This is a genomic window from Nodularia spumigena CCY9414, from assembly GCF_000340565.2.
Classification (GTDB): domain Bacteria; phylum Cyanobacteriota; class Cyanobacteriia; order Cyanobacteriales; family Nostocaceae; genus Nodularia; species Nodularia spumigena.
Genome location: NZ_CP007203.1, coordinates 3,117,603 through 3,136,950, shown reverse-complemented (window position 1 = coordinate 3,136,950; position 19,348 = coordinate 3,117,603). Strand labels below are relative to the sequence as shown.

Below are 19,348 nucleotides of genomic sequence, written 5' to 3'. Positions count from 1 at the left end.
GGCAACAAATTAGACTCACAAAAGGTGATAGGATTTTGACGTATTAATTTTATCCAAAATCTAATTTTATATGGACTCCCTAACCTCCCGTATGCAGGCGGTACAGTCGCCAATTATTCCTGTGGTTGGGGAATTAATTCAAAATTCTCCCGGCACAATTTCTTTAGGACAGGGTGTAGTTTCATACAACCCACCGCCAGAAGCCATTGAGCTTTTACCCCAATTTTTAGCAGAATCTTCTAATAATTTATACAAAGCTGTTGAGGGAATTCCCCCATTATTATCAGCGCTGGCGGAAAAGTTACAAACCTTCAACAAGATTGCAATTAATCAAGATAACTGCATTGTAGTGACTGCGGGAAGCAATATGGCGTTTATGAATGCTATTTTGGCGATTACTTCCCCAGGTGACGAAATTATCCTGAATACGCCTTATTATTTTAATCATGAGATGGCGATCGCAATGGCTGGTTGTCGTGCCGTATTGGTCGCCACAGATACCAATTATCACCTGCGTCCAGAGGCGATCGCCCAAGCAATTACCCCCAAAACACGAGCTATAGTTACAATATCCCCAAATAATCCCACAGGAGTTATTTATACAGAAGCCGCATTAAAACAGGTAAATCAAATCTGTGGAACTCATGGCATTTACCACATTAGCGATGAAGCCTATGAATATTTTACCTACAATGGCGTAAAACACATTTCTCCCGGCTCATTTAGTGGTAGTAGAGAGTACACAATTTCCCTGTATAGCCTTTCTAAAGCCTATGGTTTTGCCAGTTGGCGGATTGGTTATATGGTAATTCCGCAGCACCTATTTGTCGCCGTCAAAAAAATTCAAGATACGATATTGATTTGTCCGCCCGTTGTTTCTCAGTATGCAGCATTAGGAGCATTACAAGCCAAGCCAGAGTATTTACAGAAAAACATTGGTGCTATTTCCCAAGTCCGAGAAATAGTCATAGATGCCCTCAAACCCCTAGAAGGTTTATGTAGCATAGCACCTGCCAATGGCGCGTTTTACTTTTTCCTCAAAGTTCATACTCAGATGGATGCCTTTGAATTAGTTAAAAGGTTAATTAAAGAACATCAAGTAGCAGTGATTCCCGGAACAACCTTCGGGATAGAATCAGGATGTTATCTGAGGGTTGCTTATGGTGCGCTGCAAAAAGATACCGCCAAAGCAGGTATAGAAAGATTAGTAAAAGGCTTGCAAATTTTACTGAGGAATGGGGAAAACAGGAACCTCAAAATCAAATAACATCTGTATTTCTTATTCTCTGTGTTCTCTGTGCCTCTGTGGTTCCTTAAATTCCGGATAATTTCCCCAATACCCCATTAATCTAAGGTAAATTCTACAAACTCTGGTTCCCCAGCCAACATATTTTTATCCACTGCCGACAAAGTTTTATAATGAGAACGCTGAGAATTTAGACTTTTACAAACCAACTCCGCCACATCAGGGCGATGAATAGTACCAACAATCCGGGGATCTTCAGTTAAAATCCCATTACCTGTGGCTGGTTCCGATTTCAACCCACCAGGACGAATTATTGTATAAATCAGTCCACTAGTAATTAAGTGTTGTTCAGCCTTATCCTTTTCCACTAACACAGGTCCCAGAGTGGCTAAAGCTTGGGGAGGTAAAGCACCAGCGCTATTCCCAGTACCAATAGAAGACACCAAAATAAACCTATGTACTCCAGCTTTAACAGCCGCATCAATGATATTTTTGTTACCGAGGAAATCAGCCCTTTCACCTTCCGAAGGTAAGCCGCCAATGGTACTAATAACTGTGTGGATAGGCTGATCTGCAATTATTGCACGCTCGACATCGCTGATATCTAAAGCATCTCCCATGACAGTTTCAATACCCATTGATTCTAGTTCAGCAACAGCTGACTCATTTCTCAGGAGTGCTTTTACCTGAAGATTTTGGGCGCTTAAGTATTTGGCAATTTCTCGCCCAACACCACGGCTTGCGCCAGCCAGAAAAATGTAAGATGCACTTGTCATATAAATTTTGAGTAATCAATATGGTCTCGTAATTAATCAAATTTTACCAGTTGCTTGACTAGTCGCAGCAATACTCCAAATCTGAGTTTGTGATTATGACGACAGATATTTTTGAGTGATGAAATTTAAATATCAGTAGCGAAAATCCCTTGTTTAATTAAAGCAATTATACTCAGTGCGATCGCTAAAGGAATTTTTAACTAAACAAGCAAGTAAATCTTCTCAAAGAAACTCATGGGTAAGAAAAAGCAAAAAAAGAGAGAATTATCTCCAGATAAAGATATTAGATTCATTACTACCAAGAAAATCTGGGAAATGACAGTTGGCATTTTGGCAATTTGTATTCCACTTGCAGGTGTGACGAGAAGTGGTCCAATTTTGCCTTTAGCTGCTATTTTTGGTGCAACTCTTAGTACTGTTGCTGTTTGGCGTTCTGATGAGAAAAACGCCAAATCTCATGATTTATCAGCACAGCAGCTAGAAATTTTACAACAAAGATTAGCTAATTTGGAAACAATATTGAACCTCCCCACGTCTAAAGCCAGGGGATTCTTGCCTACCTGAAAAAGGCGACAACGGGACATTCAAGTATCCCTCTACTCACTCAAAGAGCTTTTGCTCTCATTCGCGCATACTTTCTGAGTCCTTCATATTTTAAAGATGAACGCTCCATATCCTGCCATTATTCGCCCTTTAACTATTCCGAATCGAGTCGGATATGTCCGTTGCCGGGATTGCTCCGTACTAGGATACTTCAATGCGCTGAAGGTTATTCCTACTTGTTTTCTCGCTAATCTATTTTAACACTGTGGCTAAAGCCACGCAATCGTTTGACGGAACTTAAAAGTTCTTACCGCCTTCTCCCCATGCCTAAAGTCAGGGGCTTGCGTCTCGTTTTTCGGTCAGTAGTGATGAGTTTGATTTAAATAAGAAAATAAAACAGCTAGAAATAACTGAGAAGACTAAGCGTAGCCGGAATAAAAAAAATAAACAATAGTGAATAATAAAATATAGAACCTCACCCCCAGCCCCTCTCCTTAGTAAGGAGAGGGGAGAGATAAAACAATTAAGATTTGGGGAGAGATGTTTTGTTTTACCGGACGGGTTAAAGGAGTTAAGTCCTGATGTATATCAAATCACAAAAATTTTGAGACTTAAGTTACATCTGTAGGGGGAGAATTAGAGATGGCGATCGCCAATAGCCTAGACATAACCAACTAAAAGAGGTTAAAGTTATGGCAGTATCAGCAATTGACATTTCCAGAAGTCTCAGTGGCATAGACTTTCCGGTAAACAAAGACGGTTTAGTCAACCATGCTAGACAGAAAAATGCCAACCAAGAGATAATTGACACCCTCCAACAAATGCCAGAACGGGAATATGGCAACATGGCAGATGTAGAACACGCCTTTGGTGAAGTGAAATAATTCCTTAAGTGCTACGCAAGACGGAAATTAAAACAGTGTAGAGACGTTGCATGCAACGTCTCTACATTATGATCTAATTAACCGAAAATATCGTCATCTAAAATCATTACACCAGCAGTGATTGCATCAATGGTCTGTCTTCGGATAACTTCCCAGTCCGTAACCACTCCTCCAGTTCATCTGGTACTTGCACTTGGTTGAGAAATTCGCGCAACTTAACACCTTCGAGAATTTCCTTCTCTAATAATGCCTGTGCAGTCTCCTCTAGCAACTCGCGGTTATAATGCAAAATACTCAAAGCAATGTGATGAGCATTATCCAGAGTTAGCTTCACTTCCCGGTCAATTTCCTCAGCCACCTTGGGGCTAATACTGCGGCGAGGATTTCCATAACCTTCGAGGAACTGCTGTTGTTGAATTTTATCAAAAGCCACAGGTCCCAACCTTTCGCTCATTCCATAGATAGTAATGGCTCTTTCTGCTAAATCAGTAGCCTTTTGAATATCATCCGCCGCACCAGTGGAAACCTTGCCAAAAACAGTTTCTTCCGCAGAACGTCCACCCAATAAAGTAGCAATGCGACCGCGAATTTCATCTTCTATCATCAAAAAGCGGTCTTCTTCCGGCATCTGAATTGTATAACCCAAAGCACCCACACCACGGGGGACAACAGAGATTTTTTCCACTTTACCAGCCCCAGGCATCAACGCACCGATGAGCGCGTGACCAACTTCGTGATAAGCTACAGTGGTTTTCTCCAGTTCATTCAGGACACGAGAGCGTTTTTCTAAACCAGCCACCAAGCGCTCAATAGCTTCATTAAAATCTGCCATAATCACAGCTTGGCGATTTTTTCGGGCTGCTAATAATGCCGCTTCATTCACCAAGTTAGCTAAATCTGCACCCGCAAAACCAGGAGTTCTCGCCGCAATAGTTGACAAATTCACATCATTAGCTAATTTGACATTTTTAGCATGGACATTGAGAATAGCTTCTCTCCCGCTTTTATCAGGGCGGTCAACCACAACTTGACGGTCAAATCGTCCCGGACGACTTAAAGCCGGGTCAATGACTTCAGGACGGTTAGTAGCGGCGATAATTATCACCCCTGTGTTAGCGTCAAAACCATCCATTTCGCTGAGTAACTGGTTGAGAGTTTGTTCGCGTTCATCGTTACCGCCCATCATTGGTCCAGCACCACCGCGAGACTTACCCAGCGCGTCTAATTCTTGAACCTCCCCACGTCTAAAGCCAGGGGATTCTTGCCTACCTGAAAAAGGCGACAACGGGACATTCAAGTATCCCTCTACTCACTCAAAGAGCTTTTGCTCTCATTCGCGCATACTTTCTGAGTCCTTCATATTTTAAAGATGAACGCTCCATATCCTGCCATTATTCGCCCTTTAACTATTCCGAATCGAGTCGGATATGTCCGTTGCCGGGATTGCTCCGTACTAGGATACTTCAATGCGCTGAAGGTTATTCCTACTTGTTTTCTCGCTAATCTATTTTAACACTGTGGCTAAAGCCACGCAATCGTTTGACGGAACTTAAAAGTTCTTACCGCCTTCTCCCCATGCCTAAAGTCAGGGGCTTGCGTCTCGTTTTTCGGTCAATAAAGACAATACAAGGAGCTTGCTGTTTAGCTTGGTCGAACAAGTCCCGCACTCGTGAAGCACCGACACCGACGAATAACTCAATAAATTCGGAACCAGAAATGCTGAAGAAGGGAACACCAGCTTCACCCGCAACAGCTTTGGCGAGCATGGTTTTACCTGTTCCTGGGGGTCCGACTAATAAGACACCTTTGGGAATTTTTGCCCCCAGTCTGGTGTATTTACCCGCATTTTTGAGAAAATCAATAATTTCTTCCAGTTCGGCTTTAGCTTCATCTACACCAGCAACGTCACTGAATTTTACACCTGTGATGCCTTCAGAATAGATGCGGGCTTTGCTTTTACCTACCGTTAGCGCCGCAGGACCACCGCCTTGGCGATTGATTAAGAAGCCCCAAATTCCAAAGAAAATGAGCGGCGGAACCACCCAACTGAGTAATGTACCTATCCAGGCGTTCTCAGATGGCGGTGGGGCGGTAAATTCGACATCATGCTCACGGAGAATTTTGGGCAAATCTAAATCGAGAGCTACTGGCGTAGTGGTAAATACTTTTTCTACGGTTTCGCCTTCAGGTGTTTGGGTTTTGATGGTATATTCAATGCGATCGCTACCCACAACAGCTTGCTCAACTTGATTATTTTGCACCTGAGCAATAAACTGACTGTAGGGAACTTGCGCTTGTCGCTGCCAAAACAAACTGGGAACGATTAAGTTAAGCATTAATAACAAACTTAACAGAATCAGTAAACTCCCGCCCAACTGCCTATTTTTCGGCGGTTGATTGGGTTTTTTTTGATTATTATTAGTTTCTACAGGCATTTAGATACACCCTCCAAATTCAGTTATCAGTTATCAGTTATCAGTTACAGCAGTTTTCATTGAGATGAAATACAGATTTATCTGTGTAGCCTACGGCAAGCCGCTAACGCGTCTATATCTGTGTTCATCTGTGGTTAACTATCTTGTGAAGTGGCAAATTAGACAGGTTCTGGGTATGGAGACAATTTTTCTAACTACTCGAAGCAACAAAAAATTTAACGAACTAGCGACTTTGGCAGTGTCAATATAAAGGTTCGTGTCTGTATAGGTCTATTCTAGAAACTAAAGCCAATACCCTAATATCGGGTATACCCCACAGAAAAATGTGTATTGCCGAACTGTATGAAAAATAATCTCGGATTTGTGGTTAAATTACTTGTGATTTCAAGTTTGCTGTCTGTCTTGATTAAGTATGCAGGACCGAATGTCTCGATCATGGCAACAGATGCTAATGCGCTGATTATAGTATTGTTACCGACTGTGATGATTGCGATCGCTTTATTTTGGCGATTCCAGTCAGCACCCAAACAAAATTAGTATAACTTGCTAAAATCAGCTAACCTAATCTGAATGACACAGTTGGGGAGCAGCCTGTGAACCTTGGTCAATGGATCGGCTTAATCGCCATAGTCCTTTCTTTATATATCTTATGGCAAATTCGGCAGGTGTTATTGCTGATATTTGCCGCCGTCGTCTTAGCTGTCACCTTAAATCGCCTAGCCAAACGTATTCAAGGCTTTGGCGTGAGACGTGGCTTTGCTGTTGTCCTGTCGGTAGTTCTTTTTTTCGTGGGGGTTGTGTGTTTTTTCTGGCTGATTGTGCCACCTTTTGCACAGCAGTTTCAAGAACTCACTTATCGGGTTCCTCAAGGGTTTGATCGTTTTAATAGTTGGATACAACGACTAGAAACTTTAATTCCTAACCAATTGGTTCCTTACATCCCAGATTTCAATCATCTCATTGCACAGGCACAACCTTTTCTGAATCAGATATTGGGAAACTCTTTCGCTTTTGTTTCTGGCTCTTTAGAAGTCCTACTCAAGATTTTATTAGTCTTAGTATTAACAGGAATGTTCTTAGCCGAACCTCAAGCCTATCGCAAATTATTTATTCGCCTGTTTCCCTCCTTTTATCGCACAAAAGTAGACGGGATTTTAGATAAATGTGAACTGTCATTAGAGAGATGGATTACAGGTGCTTTCATTGCCATGAGTGTAGTGGGAATATTGAGTGTGATAGGCTTATCTGTGTTGGGTGTCAAGGCGGCTCTAGCTTTAGGAGTTTTAGCAGGATTTCTCAACTTAATTCCTAATTTAGGCCCCACATTGAGTCTTATCCCAGCAATGGCGATCGCTTTGTTAGATACTCCCTGGAAACCTCTGTTGGTATTCATTCTCTATTTTGTAGTTCAACAAATTGATGCTAACTTGGTTACTCCCACAATCATGGCCAATCGAGTTTCATTGCTACCAGCAGTGACATTAATTTCACAACTATTTTTTGTGACTTTCTTTGGGTTTTTAGGCTTATTTTTAGCCCTACCTTTGACTGTTGTTGCTAAGATTTGGCTGGAAGAAGTATTGATTAAAGATGTTTTAGATCAATGGGGCAAAAGTCACCACCAAGAAACTGAGTTAGTCATAATTTCTGAATCTTCCCTGTCAGATATTGACTGGAAGGAAGAAACTCCAAATGGCGACCAAGAGCCGCAACTTGATCAGATTTTACCACAAGAAGAGTAATCCCAATTCCCCATAAAAATGGACTTTGCCGAGGTAAATTTTGCTAATTTAACTCAAGTGTCTAAAAATTATTTTGTGTAACTCTACTCTTGTAAAAGGTTTCGTTAAATATCCAGATGCTCCTACTAATCGCGCTTTTACCTGATCAATAATTCCCTTAGAACCTGTGACAAAAATCACCGGAGTATTTTTAAACATCGAATTATTTCGTATAACCCGACACAACTCATAACCGTCAATTACTGGCATATTTAAATCCAGTAAAATTAAATCTGGCTTGTGTCGAATAATCGACATTACAGCTTTGAGCGGGTTATTGATTGCAATGACAACAAAAGTTTCACTGTCTAAAAAACGGCTAATTTCTTGGAGAATTGTTGGACTATCATCTACAGAAACAACTTTATAGACTTTTTTGGTGCTTACAGTAGCAGCAGTTACTCTTTCAGCAGTAGGATTTATGTTATTTGATATTGTTAGTTCCTGAATATTTTCTCCTATAGGAGCAGAAATATCCTGGAATTCCTCTACAACAATATCTGAGTCAGATTGGCTCGTATTCTTGAGCGTATCTACTGGTATGGCTACTAAATTCTTGTGAAATAATTCTGTTATCGGTAATTGATCAAAAGGTGGATCTGGTTCATGTAATATAATTCCACCTTTGACAATGTAAGGATATAGTATTTTAGCCAATTCAATTTCATCTTGATTCATCATCACCGCAAGATGGCGTAGGCTGAAACCCTTCATCCAGGTAGTTAAATTTGGCTGGATATCTGAAAAAGCTTGACTTTGAACTATATTGGTAAACAACAGATATGGGCGCTGATAAGGTGAAGAAATATAAGGTGTTAAAGACAACCAATTATCTAATTGAATTTGGCAAAATTCTATAACTTTTTCTACATCTAATCTGCATATTTCTGATGCTTCTGGCGGGAAATAGCTGAATGCAAAATGACCATTTTTAATTAATAAAAATGATTCAACTACTTCTTTAACTAATTCTTCAATCAGTAATGTTGCTTGTTGAGTATTCAAATACCCTTGATTCATCAACCAGTTAATAGCTTGATAATCAGCAGGATGATTATTCGTATCACCATGATATTCTCTGAACTGATTATGTAAGTCAGTTTCAAACATTAAGCGTAATTGGACACGAATTTCACTAGTAAGCCCTGGAATTTGATAACTCAGGCGACGCAGATGGCGTTCTAGTCGGTCAAAAGGTTCTACTGAATGGGTTGCGTAGGTTATTTTCCCCTGCTTTAGGTAAATTGACCAAGTAACTAAGTTACTAAAAGCTTGTAGACAAGTAGTATCATAACAATTAGATAAATGTCTTAACAAACGCTGAGGACGTAATGCTGTGAAAGTGCCAATATTATTCATATTTTGGTGTATTTTCGAGAGAGTATACAGAATACCGCCACAATTAATCTTTGATTAGGGATTTTTTTGAAAATTTAATATTTAAAATAAAAAAACATTATAAACTTGTAAATATGTATATAGAAAAAATAGCGATTTTTTTATTTAAATTTATAACAGAGTGATTAAATGAATTAATTGGTCAGATGATTTGCTGAGATTTGTCGAGATTTATGTTAGTATTCCACATTTTGTTGATAGACAAAACTTTGTACATAAATAATTTCTTAAATAAATATGTATACCGATTATATATGAGGAACTGCGATTTATTCCAGCACAGGAATCAATCTCACAGGCTGGCAAACAAAGCTGTGATTAACAGGCTAATTAGGCACATTTTGATTAATAAATGGTATATATAGATCATTTAGTTAAAAGTATCTGTTTCATAAAGATTGCACTAATTAGGGCTAAACATTTATGTTTAGTCTTGTAGGCTCCGGAAACGAAACTATATACTTTGAAAAAAGGAAAATAAAGCATTGAAACATAACATAACAAAAAAAGTTATGCACGATACCTTAAAACTCGATGAAATAGTTGAATTTGCTGAAAACCCTGAACCACGTTGTCCTTGTGTGCTATTGCTGGACACATCTGGCTCAATGCAAGGAGATGCAATAGAGGCGTTAAATCAGGGCTTGTTGAGTTTAAAGGATGAATTAGTCAAAAATTCCTTAGCAGCCAGAAGAGTTGAAGTAGCCATTGTCACATTTGATAGTAACGTCAATATAGTCCAAGACTTTGTGACAGCCGATCAATTTAACCCGCCAATATTGACAGCACAGGGACTAACGACAATGGGCGCGGGAATTCATAAAGCATTAGACATGGTGCAAGAGCGTAAATCTCTATATCGTACCAATGGCATTGCTTACTATCGTCCTTGGGTATTTATGATTACAGATGGAGAACCGCAAGGGGAATTAGATCATCTGATAGAGCAAGCAGCGCAGCGCCTGCAAGGAGAGGAAGCCAATAAACGAGTTGCATTCTTCACAGTAGGTGTAGAAAACGCTAACATGATGCGCTTAAATCAATTAGCCGTGAGGACTCCGCTCAAACTGAAAGGACTGAATTTTATTGAGATGTTTGTTTGGTTGTCAGCTAGTATGTCAGCAGTTTCCCATTCCCAGGTAGATGAACAGGTAGCACTACCACCGATTGGCTGGGGGACTCTTTAATCGCGATCGCGTAGCTGACCGTAGGTATGGCGCGGCTTATACTCAGACAGCTAGCTGCTGTGAAAAAATCTATGAACACAACATCAAAAAAGATATCTCATTGGCGAGTAGTCGCCGCATCTGTATGTGGTACAAGTCACATCAGAAACAAGCAGCTATGTCAAGATGCTCACCACTGGCAGCTCTTGCCAAGTAATGTATTGGTAATTGCTGCTGCTGATGGTGCTGGTTCAGCCAGTCAGGGAAAAGTGGGAGCAATGGTAGCTGTAGAAACAGCAATAGAAAACCTTTCTCTCCAAGAAATTACTCCAGACTCCCTTGCAGATGATGCAATTGTGCAATCACTATTGAATGAAGCCTTACTAGCCGCCAAAAAAGCAGTAGAGGATGAAGCGGTAGCTTGTAGCAAACAGCCTCAAGATTTAGCAACTACCTTAATTATTATGGTTGCCACACCAGATATGGTGGCAGTTGTACAAATTGGAGACGGTTTAGCAGTAGCCAAAGATCATATGGGTAACTTAGTGGCACTGACAATACCTGACAATGGCGAACACATCAACGAGACGACTTTTTTAACTTCGCCTGATGCCTTAGATACCGCGCAAATGAGATTATGGCGTGAATCCATAGTGAATATTGGAGTCCTTACCGATGGACTACAAATGGTGGCTTTAAACATGGTTCTGGGTGAACCTCACAAACCATTCTTTTTTCCCTTATTCGACTTTGTAGAGAATGCGGAAGATCAAACATTAGCCAAAGAGCAGTTGGTGCGGTTTTTAGGTTCTGAGCGGATTACGCAACGTACTGATGATGATCTGACGCTGATTTTAGCCGGCTTCCAGAGTGCTGTAAAGCCCTACGATAGCTGCGCTTAGAGCAAAGCGGGACGTTAGCCCGTGCTAAGTGAAAAAAATACTTGAAACGTGGCTCACGTCTCATGAGCTTTTTTCTCAGCAATGTTGTGCTAATTTTGCGATATTAGTCTTTTACATAACCCCATTCACCGTGATTTCATCATGCAGGTCTTACGTTGTCTTCCCAAACCAGAAATTATCAACCTCAGCGTTAGTTTGGGGCGTGGCGGTGAAGCTTGTATCTATGCAATACCGTCTTGTGGTGATTTAGTAGCCAAGGTTTATCACAAGCCCACAGTTGCTCACGCCCAAAAACTCCGGGCGATGCTGGCTAACCCTCCAGAAAACCCTACGGCTAGCTTGGGGCATATTTCCATTGCTTGGCCCCAGGATTTATTACAGGCGACAGATCAAGGCAATGGTATCATTGGCTTTTTGATGCCCCGGATTTACGGGATGCGCCCAATTATTGACTTTTACAATCCCAAAACCCGTCGCGAACATTGTCCTTTATTCAATTATCAGTATTTGCTGCGTACAGCTCGCAATTTAGCGGCGGCTTTTGCGGCTTTGCATAATAGTGGGTATTGCGTTGGTGACGTAAATGAGTCAAATATTCTCGTCAGTGATACAGCACTGGTGACTTTGGTAGATACTGACTCTTTCCAAGTATACGATCCTGATCAGAATCTTGTTTATCGCTGTTCAGTGGGTAAACCAGAGTTTACTCCACCAGAACTACAAAATAAAACTTTTGCTCAACACGATCGCCAAATTCCCCATGACTTGTTTGGCTTGGCGGTGTTGATTTTTCAACTTTTAATGGAAGGTACTCACCCCTTTTCGGGAATCTTTCAAGGTATTTCTGAGCCACCCCCTTACGAAGCCCGCATTGCTGCGGGACATTTCACTTACAGTCAAAAGCGCCAAGTACCTTATAGCCCTACCCCCATCGCACCTGCTTGGGAAGTGCTTCATCCCAAGTTGCAAGAATTGTTTTTACGTTGCTTTGAGGATGGTCATCATGACCCACAGATGCGCCCCACTGCTCAAACTTGGCTATCAGTTTTAGCTGAAGCCGAAGATAGCCTGATTACTTGTACTACTAATCCTCAGCATCGCTACAACAACCATTTAGATAGTTGTCCTTGGTGTGAACGGACTTTGCGCTTAGGTGGACGTGATCCATTTCCATCACCTAGAGCAGTAGAGAATCGCGAACATCTGCGCCCGCGAGTCGTACCAAAAAGGCGTTACACCCAGCGTCCACGTTCTCCACAACCAGTCAGTCCGCAGTATCAAGTAAATTATTGGCAGTCAGTAGCTACTCCTGGCTTTTCTCCTTATCAACATCGCAAAAAGACCAAGTTTTATCCTGCTATTTTGTGTTTACTAGGTTTTGGTCTGTTGGGGTATTTGGACGTAGTAATTAAATTTACTCGTCCATACGTTTCTCAAAATGCCTACACTCAACAAACTTTGATAGCTCGTTCCCACAAACCACCAGAAGACACTCTCAGTTTCGCAGATTACTATAAAGCCGGTCATGCTGCTTACCAAATTCGAGATTATGACCAAGCAGTCAAAAAGTTTAGCCAAGCCATAGAACAGCAACCGACAAGTTCCAGAGCTTATGTTAACCGAGGCAATGCCCGCTATAATTTGAGAGATTATGAAGGCGCTCTCAAAGACTATAACCAAGCTTTAGAGATTAACCCCGAAGAAGTTAAAGCTTTTGTCAACCGAGGTAATGCTCGTTATATGATGGCTGAATATAGCCATGATCCTGATCGAGAATATCAGCTAGCGATCGCTGACTTTAATCAAGCTCTGGGGATCAATAAGCAGGAAATTGAAGCCTATATTAGAAGAGGTATTGTCCGTTCTAAAATGGCTAGATATAGCAGTGAATCTGTGCAAGTTTATCAACAAGCAATTGTTGATTTGACCCAGGCGATTCGACTGAATGCATCCAGAGCAGAAGCTTATTTTCAGCGCGGTGAAATTCGCTATAAAATGGCACAATTTAGCAGTAACTTTATTCCAGAATATCAACAGGTAATCGCTGACTTTAACGAAGCACTAAAAATAAATGGCAGCTTGGCGAAAGTCTATCTCAAGCGAGGGATGATTCGCTATGAACTTACACAATATACTGGCAAGGAATTTGACCCCAATAATCTCAAGGCTATTGAAGATTTACAAACAGCAGCCAAACTTTCCTTAGAGCAAGAGGATACAGAAAGCTACCAGCAAGCACTTAGCAGTATCTGTGTAATTATAGAAAGCCAATGTACTGCTTTATTACAAAGCTCTGCTATATGGGAATATACAGGGAACAATTAATTTAAAAAACTAGTGAAGTTAGAGCTAGTTTTTTCCTAAATAGTTTTTTTTTGGTGAGATAAAATTAAACATGATAAGGGTGAGCATTTCCATACTCTTATCATGTTTAGCTATTTTACTATATTTAACTTATTGAATTATCATTATATCTATATTCATCTATATTTTATATATAAAAGAAAATCATTTACATCCTCTTCATCAATTAGCCAAAAATAATCGTTATATTGTGTACGGAAGCAAAGACATTATCCAGGCAATTTGCTCCTCTATACGTGCATCCTCTTCATCCCGAAAAATTCAAATAATAATCTACCTAAAAATCTCCGAAAAGGTAATTGTATGAAAGCGGTAATTCTAGCTGGAGGGCTTGGTACACGCCTCAGTGAAGAAACTAGTATCAGACCTAAGCCAATGGTTGAAATTGGTGGGAAACCAATTCTTTGGCACATTATGAAGACTTACTCTACCCACGGCATTAATGACTTTATCATTTGTTGTGGATATAAAGGTTACATCATTAAAGAGTATTTTGCCAATTACTTTTTACATATGTCAGATGTTACCTTTGATATGCGATTTAATCAGATGAGTATACATTCTGGTTATGCTGAACCCTGGCGTGTCACCTTAGTCAATACGGGCGATTACACAATGACAGGTGGACGCTTAAAGCGCATCAGTGAGCATATTGGTAACAGCACTTTTTGCTTCACTTATGGCGATGGTGTAAGTAACATCAATATCACAGAGTTAATTAACTTCCATAAAGAACAACAAACCTTAGCGACACTCAGCGCCGTTCAACCAGCAGGACGCTTTGGTGCGATTTCTTTAGGACAAGAGCAAACTAAAATCAACAGCTTTCGGGAAAAACCGGAAGGTGATGGTGCATGGATTAACGGCGGTTACTTTGTTTTAGAACCGGAAGTAATTAACTTGATTGCTGATGACTCTACAGTTTGGGAGAAAGAACCATTAGAAAAACTGGCACAGATGAATCAGTTATCTGCTTTTAAACATAATGATTTTTGGCAGCCGATGGATACTTTACGTGATAAAAACCACCTAGAAGAGCTATGGAAAAGTGGTCATGCTCCTTGGAAAGTCTGGTAATTCGTAGTTCGTAATTGCCATAACTGAAGGTTAATTTACACCGTGCTGCATGAGGATAATTTAGCTAATGAAATCAAATTTTTGGTCTGGAAAAAAAGTTTTTGTCACAGGACATACAGGTTTTAAAGGTAGTTGGTTATCTCTGTGGTTACAAATGTTAGGGGCAGAAGTGTGTGGTTATGCTTTAACACCTCCCACAAGTTTGAACCTGTTTGAATTAGCTAATGTTGCTGATGGGATGACATCGGTGGTAGGAGATATCAAAGATTTAGATTTTCTCCAACGAGTGATGCAAACCTATCAACCCGATATTGTCATCCATATGGCAGCGCAGGCGTTGGTGCGGGAATCTTACTACAACCCAGTAGACACCTATGCTGTAAATATTATGGGAACAGTCAACGTATTGGAAGCAGTACGGAATGTCCCCAGCGTCAAAGCCGTAGTTTCAGTCACCTCTGATAAGTGTTATGAAAATCGGGAATGGGTTTGGGGCTACCGGGAAACTGATGCTATGGGGGGATATGATCCTTACAGCAGTAGTAAAGGATGTGCTGAATTAGTCACCACAGCTTATCGTCAATCATTTTTCAATCCGGCTGATTACGCTCAACATGGAGTAGCTGTAGCCAGTGTTCGAGCTGGAAATGTCATTGGCGGCGGAGACTGGGCTAAGGACAGACTGATTCCTGATATTCTCAACGCTTGGCTTTCCGGGAAAGAAGTTGTGATTAGAAATCCCCAAGCAGTGCGCCCTTGGCAACACGTTTTGGAACCCCTAAATGGTTACTTAATGCTGGCTGAAAAACTATTTACTCACGGTTCAGTTTATTGTGGAGGCTGGAATTTTGGGCCGAATGAGTCAGGAGTAAAAACCGTAGCTTGGGTAGTTAACCAGCTGCAAAAGTTTTGGGGTAAGGATGCTAATTGGATTCAGGATGGTAAAGTTCAACCCCATGAAGCCAATTTGTTAACCTTGGATTGTTCTAAAGCTCGAACTCAAATTAACTGGGAACCAAAATTAGATTTAACCACAGCTTTAGCTTGGATTGTGGATTGGACAAAAGCCTGGAAACAAGGCTGTGATATGCAGCAAAAGAGCCAAGCGCAAATTCAGCAGTTTATGCAACTTGCATATTTTCAGCAACGAGAAATTGCTCGGTGGGAAGTTGAAACTGGGGAAAATGTAGCTGAAGTCGCTCAATCAAGAAGTTAACCAACTAATTGTCCCAAAATTTCTCCAGATAAATTCTATGATATTTACCACAACTACACTGAAAGACGCATTCATTGTTGATGTTGAAAAAAAGCCGGATCATCGGGGATTTTTTGCCCGTGGTTTCTGCGCTCAAGAATTTATGGCACATGGTTTGAAGCCTACAGTTGCCCAATGTAATATATCTTTTAACCACAAGAAAGGTACTGTAAGGGGAATGCATTATCAAGTTTCTCCAGCCGCAGAAACCAAATTAGTGCGTTGTACCAAAGGCGCTATCTATGACGTAATTATTGATATGCGTCCTGAGTCGCCGACTTTTTTATCACATATTGGCGTGGAATTAACCGCAGAAAATCACCGGGCTTTGTATGTACCGGAAATGTTTGCTCACGGTTATCAAACCCTCACAGATGATGCTGAGGTTGTCTATCAAGTGGGTGAGTTTTATACACCAGGTTATGAACGAGGATTACGTTACAATGACCCATTTTTTCATATTGAATGGCCTCTAGCAGTAACTGAAATTTCTGAGAAAGACTTAAATTGGACTTTATTGGAAATGATCCCTGTTGGTAGTGCAGATTCTAGATAAACAGTTATCAGTTATCAGTTATCAGTTACCAGTGTATTTACTGTTTTTAAGCTTAGTTTGAGCAAATAATTAACACTAGGAATTTAGCTAATGATTATTATTGATCGTGCCTTAGAAGCCCGCGCCGCCGCCGGGAATCCCGTGAAAGTGGGGATGATTGGGGCTGGTTTTATGGGTAGGGGGATTGCTAATCAAATTATCAATTCAGTTCCCGGAATGGAGTTGGTGGCGATTTTTAGCCGTCAGGTTGATGCAGCCAAACGAGCTTATACAGAAGCGGGATTAGAAAATATTCAAGTTGTGACAAGTGTAACTGAATTAGAAGAGGCGATCGCTCAGGATAAATATGCAGTTACCGAAGATGCTTCATTACTCTGCCAAGCTGAGGGCATTGATGCGATCATCGAAGTCACTGGTGCAGTAGAATTTGGCGCTCATATCGTCATGGAAGCGATCGCCCATCGCAAACACGTCATTATGATGAATGCCGAACTCGACGCGACTATCGGCCCCATCCTCAACGTGTACGCCAAACAAGCCGGAGTCATTCTCAGCGCCTGTGATGGTGATCAGCCAGGGGTAGAAATGAATCTCTACCGATTTGTCAAAAGTATTGGTCTAACTCCCTTATTGTGCGGTAACATTAAAGGACTCCAAGACCCCTATCGTAACCCGACAACCCAAGAAGGATTTGCTAAACGTTGGGGTCAAAAAGCCCACATGGTAACTAGTTTTGCTGACGGAACCAAAATTTCCTTCGAGCAAGCGATCGTTGCCAACGCCACAGGAATGAAAGTCGCCCAGCGCGGAATGCTCGGCTACAACTTTAGCGGTCATGTTGATCAAATGACCAAAATGTACGACGTTGATCAACTGAAGCAACTGGGTGGTATCGTTGATTATGTAGTTGGCGCTCAACCTAGCCCTGGTGTATTTGTATTTGCCACTCATGACGACCCCAAACAACGCCATTATCTCGATTTGTACAAATTAGGTGAAGGTCCCTTATATAGCTTCTACACTCCTTATCACCTCTGCCATTTTGAAGTCCCATTATCTGTAGCCCGTGCTGTGCTGTTTCAAGATGCTGTCTTGTCTCCACTAGCAGGTCCATTAGTCGATGTGATCACCACCGCCAAAATTAATCTGAAAGCCGGGGAAACCCTAGATGGTATTGGCTACTATATGACCTACGGCCAATGTGAAAATTCCCCCATTGTTCAAGAGCAGAAACTATTACCAATCGGTTTAGCCGAAGGATGTCGTCTCAAACGAGATATTCCCCAGGATCAAGTCCTCACATACGATGATGTCGAGTTACCTGAAGGCAGACTTTGCGACCAACTACGTGCTGAACAAAACACTTATTTTGCATCAGAAAAAGTTCTAGCAACCGTTGGATAACATCAGCATTTTCTATATTACTACCTTCAGTTAAGCCTGTGAACCCCTCAAGCTCTTTGATCAGCAGCTTGAGGGCATCTTCGACAGATACATCAGCTAACCAAACTGTAGAAATAAAAGTTTGTAGTCAGTAGGACTTACGCACAAGTTAAGAAAGAATGAACCACGTAAAGCCTACGGCATAGCTTCGCTTATGGCGCTAGCCTATCCCTTTGGGAGAAGGAACGTTCGCGTAGCGTCTCCCCTTGGGAGAAGAACACGTTCGCGAAGCGTCTCCTAAACTTAAGAAGAAATTTAGATAAAAGTATGAAAATTGCTCTAGTTCATGATTATTTAACCCAGCGCGGTGGAGCAGAGCGCGTATTTGAATTACTTTGCAAGCGTTACCCCCAAGCGGATGTTTTCACCTCTTTGTACAACCCGCAAAAAACCATTGATATGGGTGAACGTATCGTCAAAACTACTTTTTTGCAAAAAATTCCCGGCGCAGTCAAGTATTTTAGATTGATGGCTCCTTTGTATTTTCCTGCCTTTAGGTCCTTGGATTTACAAGATTATGATTTGATTATTAGTAGTAGTACGAGCTTTGCCAAAGCAGTACGCAAACGTCCAGATGCAAAACATATTTGTTTTTGTCATAATGTTACCCGTTTCTTGTGGGATACAGAAACTTATTTAAGGGAGTATGGGGACTATCGCTATTTTGCGCCCTTAATTGAACAGATTTTTCAATTAATGAGAAATGTAGACCTGAAATATGCTCAGGAACCTGATCTTTACATTGCTAACTCTAGTGTAGTCGCCCGTCGTATTCAAAAAATTTACAATAAACAAGCAATTACTATTAACTATCCCATTGATACAAATAATTTTCTCTTTTCAGATATAAAAGATGAATATTATCTAGCTTCGGCAAGGATGATCAGCTATAAGCGGCTAGATATCATCATTGAAGCCTTTAATTGGCTAGGGTGGCAATTATTAATTTCAGGTGATGGGCCAGAACAAGAACGTCTCAAAGCCAAAGCCTTAGATAATATTACGTTTTTAGGACACGTCAGTGATGCTCAACGCAAAGAATTATTTTCTAAAGCCAAGTCTGTGATAGTTGCCGCCTTAGAAGACTATGGATTAGTTCCAGTTGAGGCAAATGCTAGTGGCACACCAGTGATTGCCTACGGAGCGGGTGGAGTATTAGATACACAGATACACGGAAAAACCGGGGTATTATTTAAGAGACAAACACCCGAATCCATACAATCTGCATTAATAGAGTCCGGAGCAATCACTTGGAATTATGAAAATATTCGTAATCATGCAGTGAACAATTTTTCAGAACCAGTGTTTTTTAGGAAGGTTGAGCAACTTATTGAACAAACTTGTAGTATCAATTAATCATTGTTGAGGTTTTTCATATAAATTATCAAAATCATGTCACACTTGTAAACCGAGAAACCAAGATGGAGTCTGATTTTCCCAATTATAAATCACGTAAAGCCTCTGGTTAGTCCATGCAAGTTATGGGCATAGCTGGGCTAAGAGCGTAGCCCCTGGGCAATGA

15 protein-coding genes and 2 pseudogenes are annotated in these 19,348 nt (G+C 40.9%); 13 read left to right on the top strand and 4 right to left on the bottom strand.

The genetic code is table 11. The features are described 5' to 3' along the window. Window positions 1-70 precede the first annotated feature (70 nt). The gene (locus tag NSP_RS13575; protein ID WP_006195549.1) at window positions 71-1,267 is read left to right on the top strand and encodes a pyridoxal phosphate-dependent aminotransferase; all 1,197 of its coding nucleotides are present in this window, start codon (window positions 71-73) and stop codon (window positions 1,265-1,267) included. Window positions 1,268-1,344: 77 nt separating this feature from the next. Here the strand turns inward: NSP_RS13575 and NSP_RS13570 are convergent, their stop codons facing one another. After that, window positions 1,345-2,022 carry an SDR family oxidoreductase gene (locus NSP_RS13570; protein ID WP_006195550.1) on the bottom strand — a complete coding sequence of 226 codons (678 nt, stop codon included), beginning with the start codon at window positions 2,020-2,022 and terminating at the stop codon, window positions 1,345-1,347. A 234-nt stretch (window positions 2,023-2,256) separates the two neighbouring features. On the opposite strand from NSP_RS13570, the gene NSP_RS13565 reads away from it, so the two are divergent. Both NSP_RS13565 and NSP_RS13560 read left to right on the top strand, forming a co-directional pair. After that, complete coding sequence (locus NSP_RS13565) at window positions 2,257-2,586, top strand: hypothetical protein (protein WP_006195551.1); 330 nt, start codon at window positions 2,257-2,259, stop codon at window positions 2,584-2,586. 671 nt (window positions 2,587-3,257) lie between these two features. Continuing rightward, a complete protein-coding gene (locus NSP_RS13560; RefSeq protein ID WP_006195553.1) occupies window positions 3,258-3,449 on the top strand; it encodes a DUF2795 domain-containing protein in 192 nt (63 codons plus the stop codon). A 106-nt stretch (window positions 3,450-3,555) separates the two neighbouring features. On the opposite strand, the pseudogene NSP_RS13555 reads toward NSP_RS13560, so the two are convergent. Further along, a pseudogene (locus NSP_RS13555) lies at window positions 3,556-4,683 on the bottom strand (ATP-dependent metallopeptidase FtsH/Yme1/Tma family protein); the annotation flags it as partial. A 376-nt stretch (window positions 4,684-5,059) separates the two neighbouring features. After that, window positions 5,060-5,884: pseudogene (locus NSP_RS13550) on the bottom strand (ATP-dependent metallopeptidase FtsH/Yme1/Tma family protein); the annotation flags it as partial. A gap of 342 nt (window positions 5,885-6,226) precedes the next feature. Here NSP_RS13550 and NSP_RS13545 point away from each other — a divergent pair. Together NSP_RS13545 and NSP_RS13540 are read left to right on the top strand one after the other, a co-directional pair. Beyond that, window positions 6,227-6,421 carry a hypothetical protein gene (locus tag NSP_RS13545; RefSeq protein WP_006195556.1) on the top strand — a complete coding sequence of 65 codons (195 nt, stop codon included), beginning with the start codon at window positions 6,227-6,229 and terminating at the stop codon, window positions 6,419-6,421. A 56-nt stretch (window positions 6,422-6,477) separates the two neighbouring features. Beyond that, window positions 6,478-7,626, top strand: a complete 1,149-nt coding sequence (locus NSP_RS13540; protein ID WP_006195557.1) for an AI-2E family transporter — start codon at window positions 6,478-6,480, stop codon at window positions 7,624-7,626. Between the two features lie 48 nt (window positions 7,627-7,674). On the opposite strand, the gene NSP_RS13535 is transcribed toward NSP_RS13540, so the two are convergent. Further along, window positions 7,675-9,024, bottom strand: a complete 1,350-nt coding sequence (locus NSP_RS13535; RefSeq protein ID WP_017804147.1) for a response regulator — start codon at window positions 9,022-9,024, stop codon at window positions 7,675-7,677. A 551-nt stretch (window positions 9,025-9,575) separates the two neighbouring features. On the opposite strand from NSP_RS13535, the gene NSP_RS13530 reads away from it, so the two are divergent. The 8 genes from NSP_RS13530 to NSP_RS13495 all read left to right on the top strand — a co-directional run bounded on the left by NSP_RS13530 (window position 9,576) and on the right by NSP_RS13495 (window position 19,182). After that, window positions 9,576-10,250, top strand: coding sequence for a vWA domain-containing protein (locus tag NSP_RS13530; RefSeq protein WP_006198750.1), 675 nt, complete (start codon window positions 9,576-9,578; stop codon window positions 10,248-10,250). Between the two features lie 26 nt (window positions 10,251-10,276). Further along, window positions 10,277-11,131, top strand: coding sequence for a PP2C family serine/threonine-protein phosphatase (locus NSP_RS13525; RefSeq protein WP_006198752.1), 855 nt, complete (start codon window positions 10,277-10,279; stop codon window positions 11,129-11,131). Window positions 11,132-11,272: 141 nt separating this feature from the next. Further along, window positions 11,273-13,456 carry a tetratricopeptide repeat protein gene (locus NSP_RS13520; RefSeq protein WP_006198753.1) on the top strand — a complete coding sequence of 728 codons (2,184 nt, stop codon included), beginning with the start codon at window positions 11,273-11,275 and terminating at the stop codon, window positions 13,454-13,456. A 342-nt stretch (window positions 13,457-13,798) separates the two neighbouring features. After that, window positions 13,799-14,572: a glucose-1-phosphate cytidylyltransferase gene (gene rfbF, locus NSP_RS13515; RefSeq protein WP_006198755.1), complete on the top strand. Its 774-nt coding sequence runs from the start codon at window positions 13,799-13,801 to the stop codon at window positions 14,570-14,572. A gap of 67 nt (window positions 14,573-14,639) precedes the next feature. Continuing rightward, the gene (rfbG, locus tag NSP_RS13510) at window positions 14,640-15,788 is read left to right on the top strand and encodes a CDP-glucose 4,6-dehydratase (RefSeq protein WP_006198756.1); all 1,149 of its coding nucleotides are present in this window, start codon (window positions 14,640-14,642) and stop codon (window positions 15,786-15,788) included. A 37-nt stretch (window positions 15,789-15,825) separates the two neighbouring features. Further along, window positions 15,826-16,383, top strand: a complete 558-nt coding sequence (rfbC, locus tag NSP_RS13505; RefSeq protein WP_006198757.1) for a dTDP-4-dehydrorhamnose 3,5-epimerase — start codon at window positions 15,826-15,828, stop codon at window positions 16,381-16,383. Window positions 16,384-16,473: 90 nt separating this feature from the next. Further along, window positions 16,474-17,787, top strand: coding sequence for an NAD(P)H-dependent oxidoreductase (locus tag NSP_RS13500; protein WP_006198759.1), 1,314 nt, complete (start codon window positions 16,474-16,476; stop codon window positions 17,785-17,787). A gap of 306 nt (window positions 17,788-18,093) precedes the next feature. Next, on the top strand, window positions 18,094-19,182 hold the full coding sequence (locus NSP_RS13495) for a glycosyltransferase (protein ID WP_006198760.1): 1,089 nt from the start codon (window positions 18,094-18,096) through the stop codon (window positions 19,180-19,182). The last annotated feature ends 166 nt before the right edge of the window (window positions 19,183-19,348 follow it).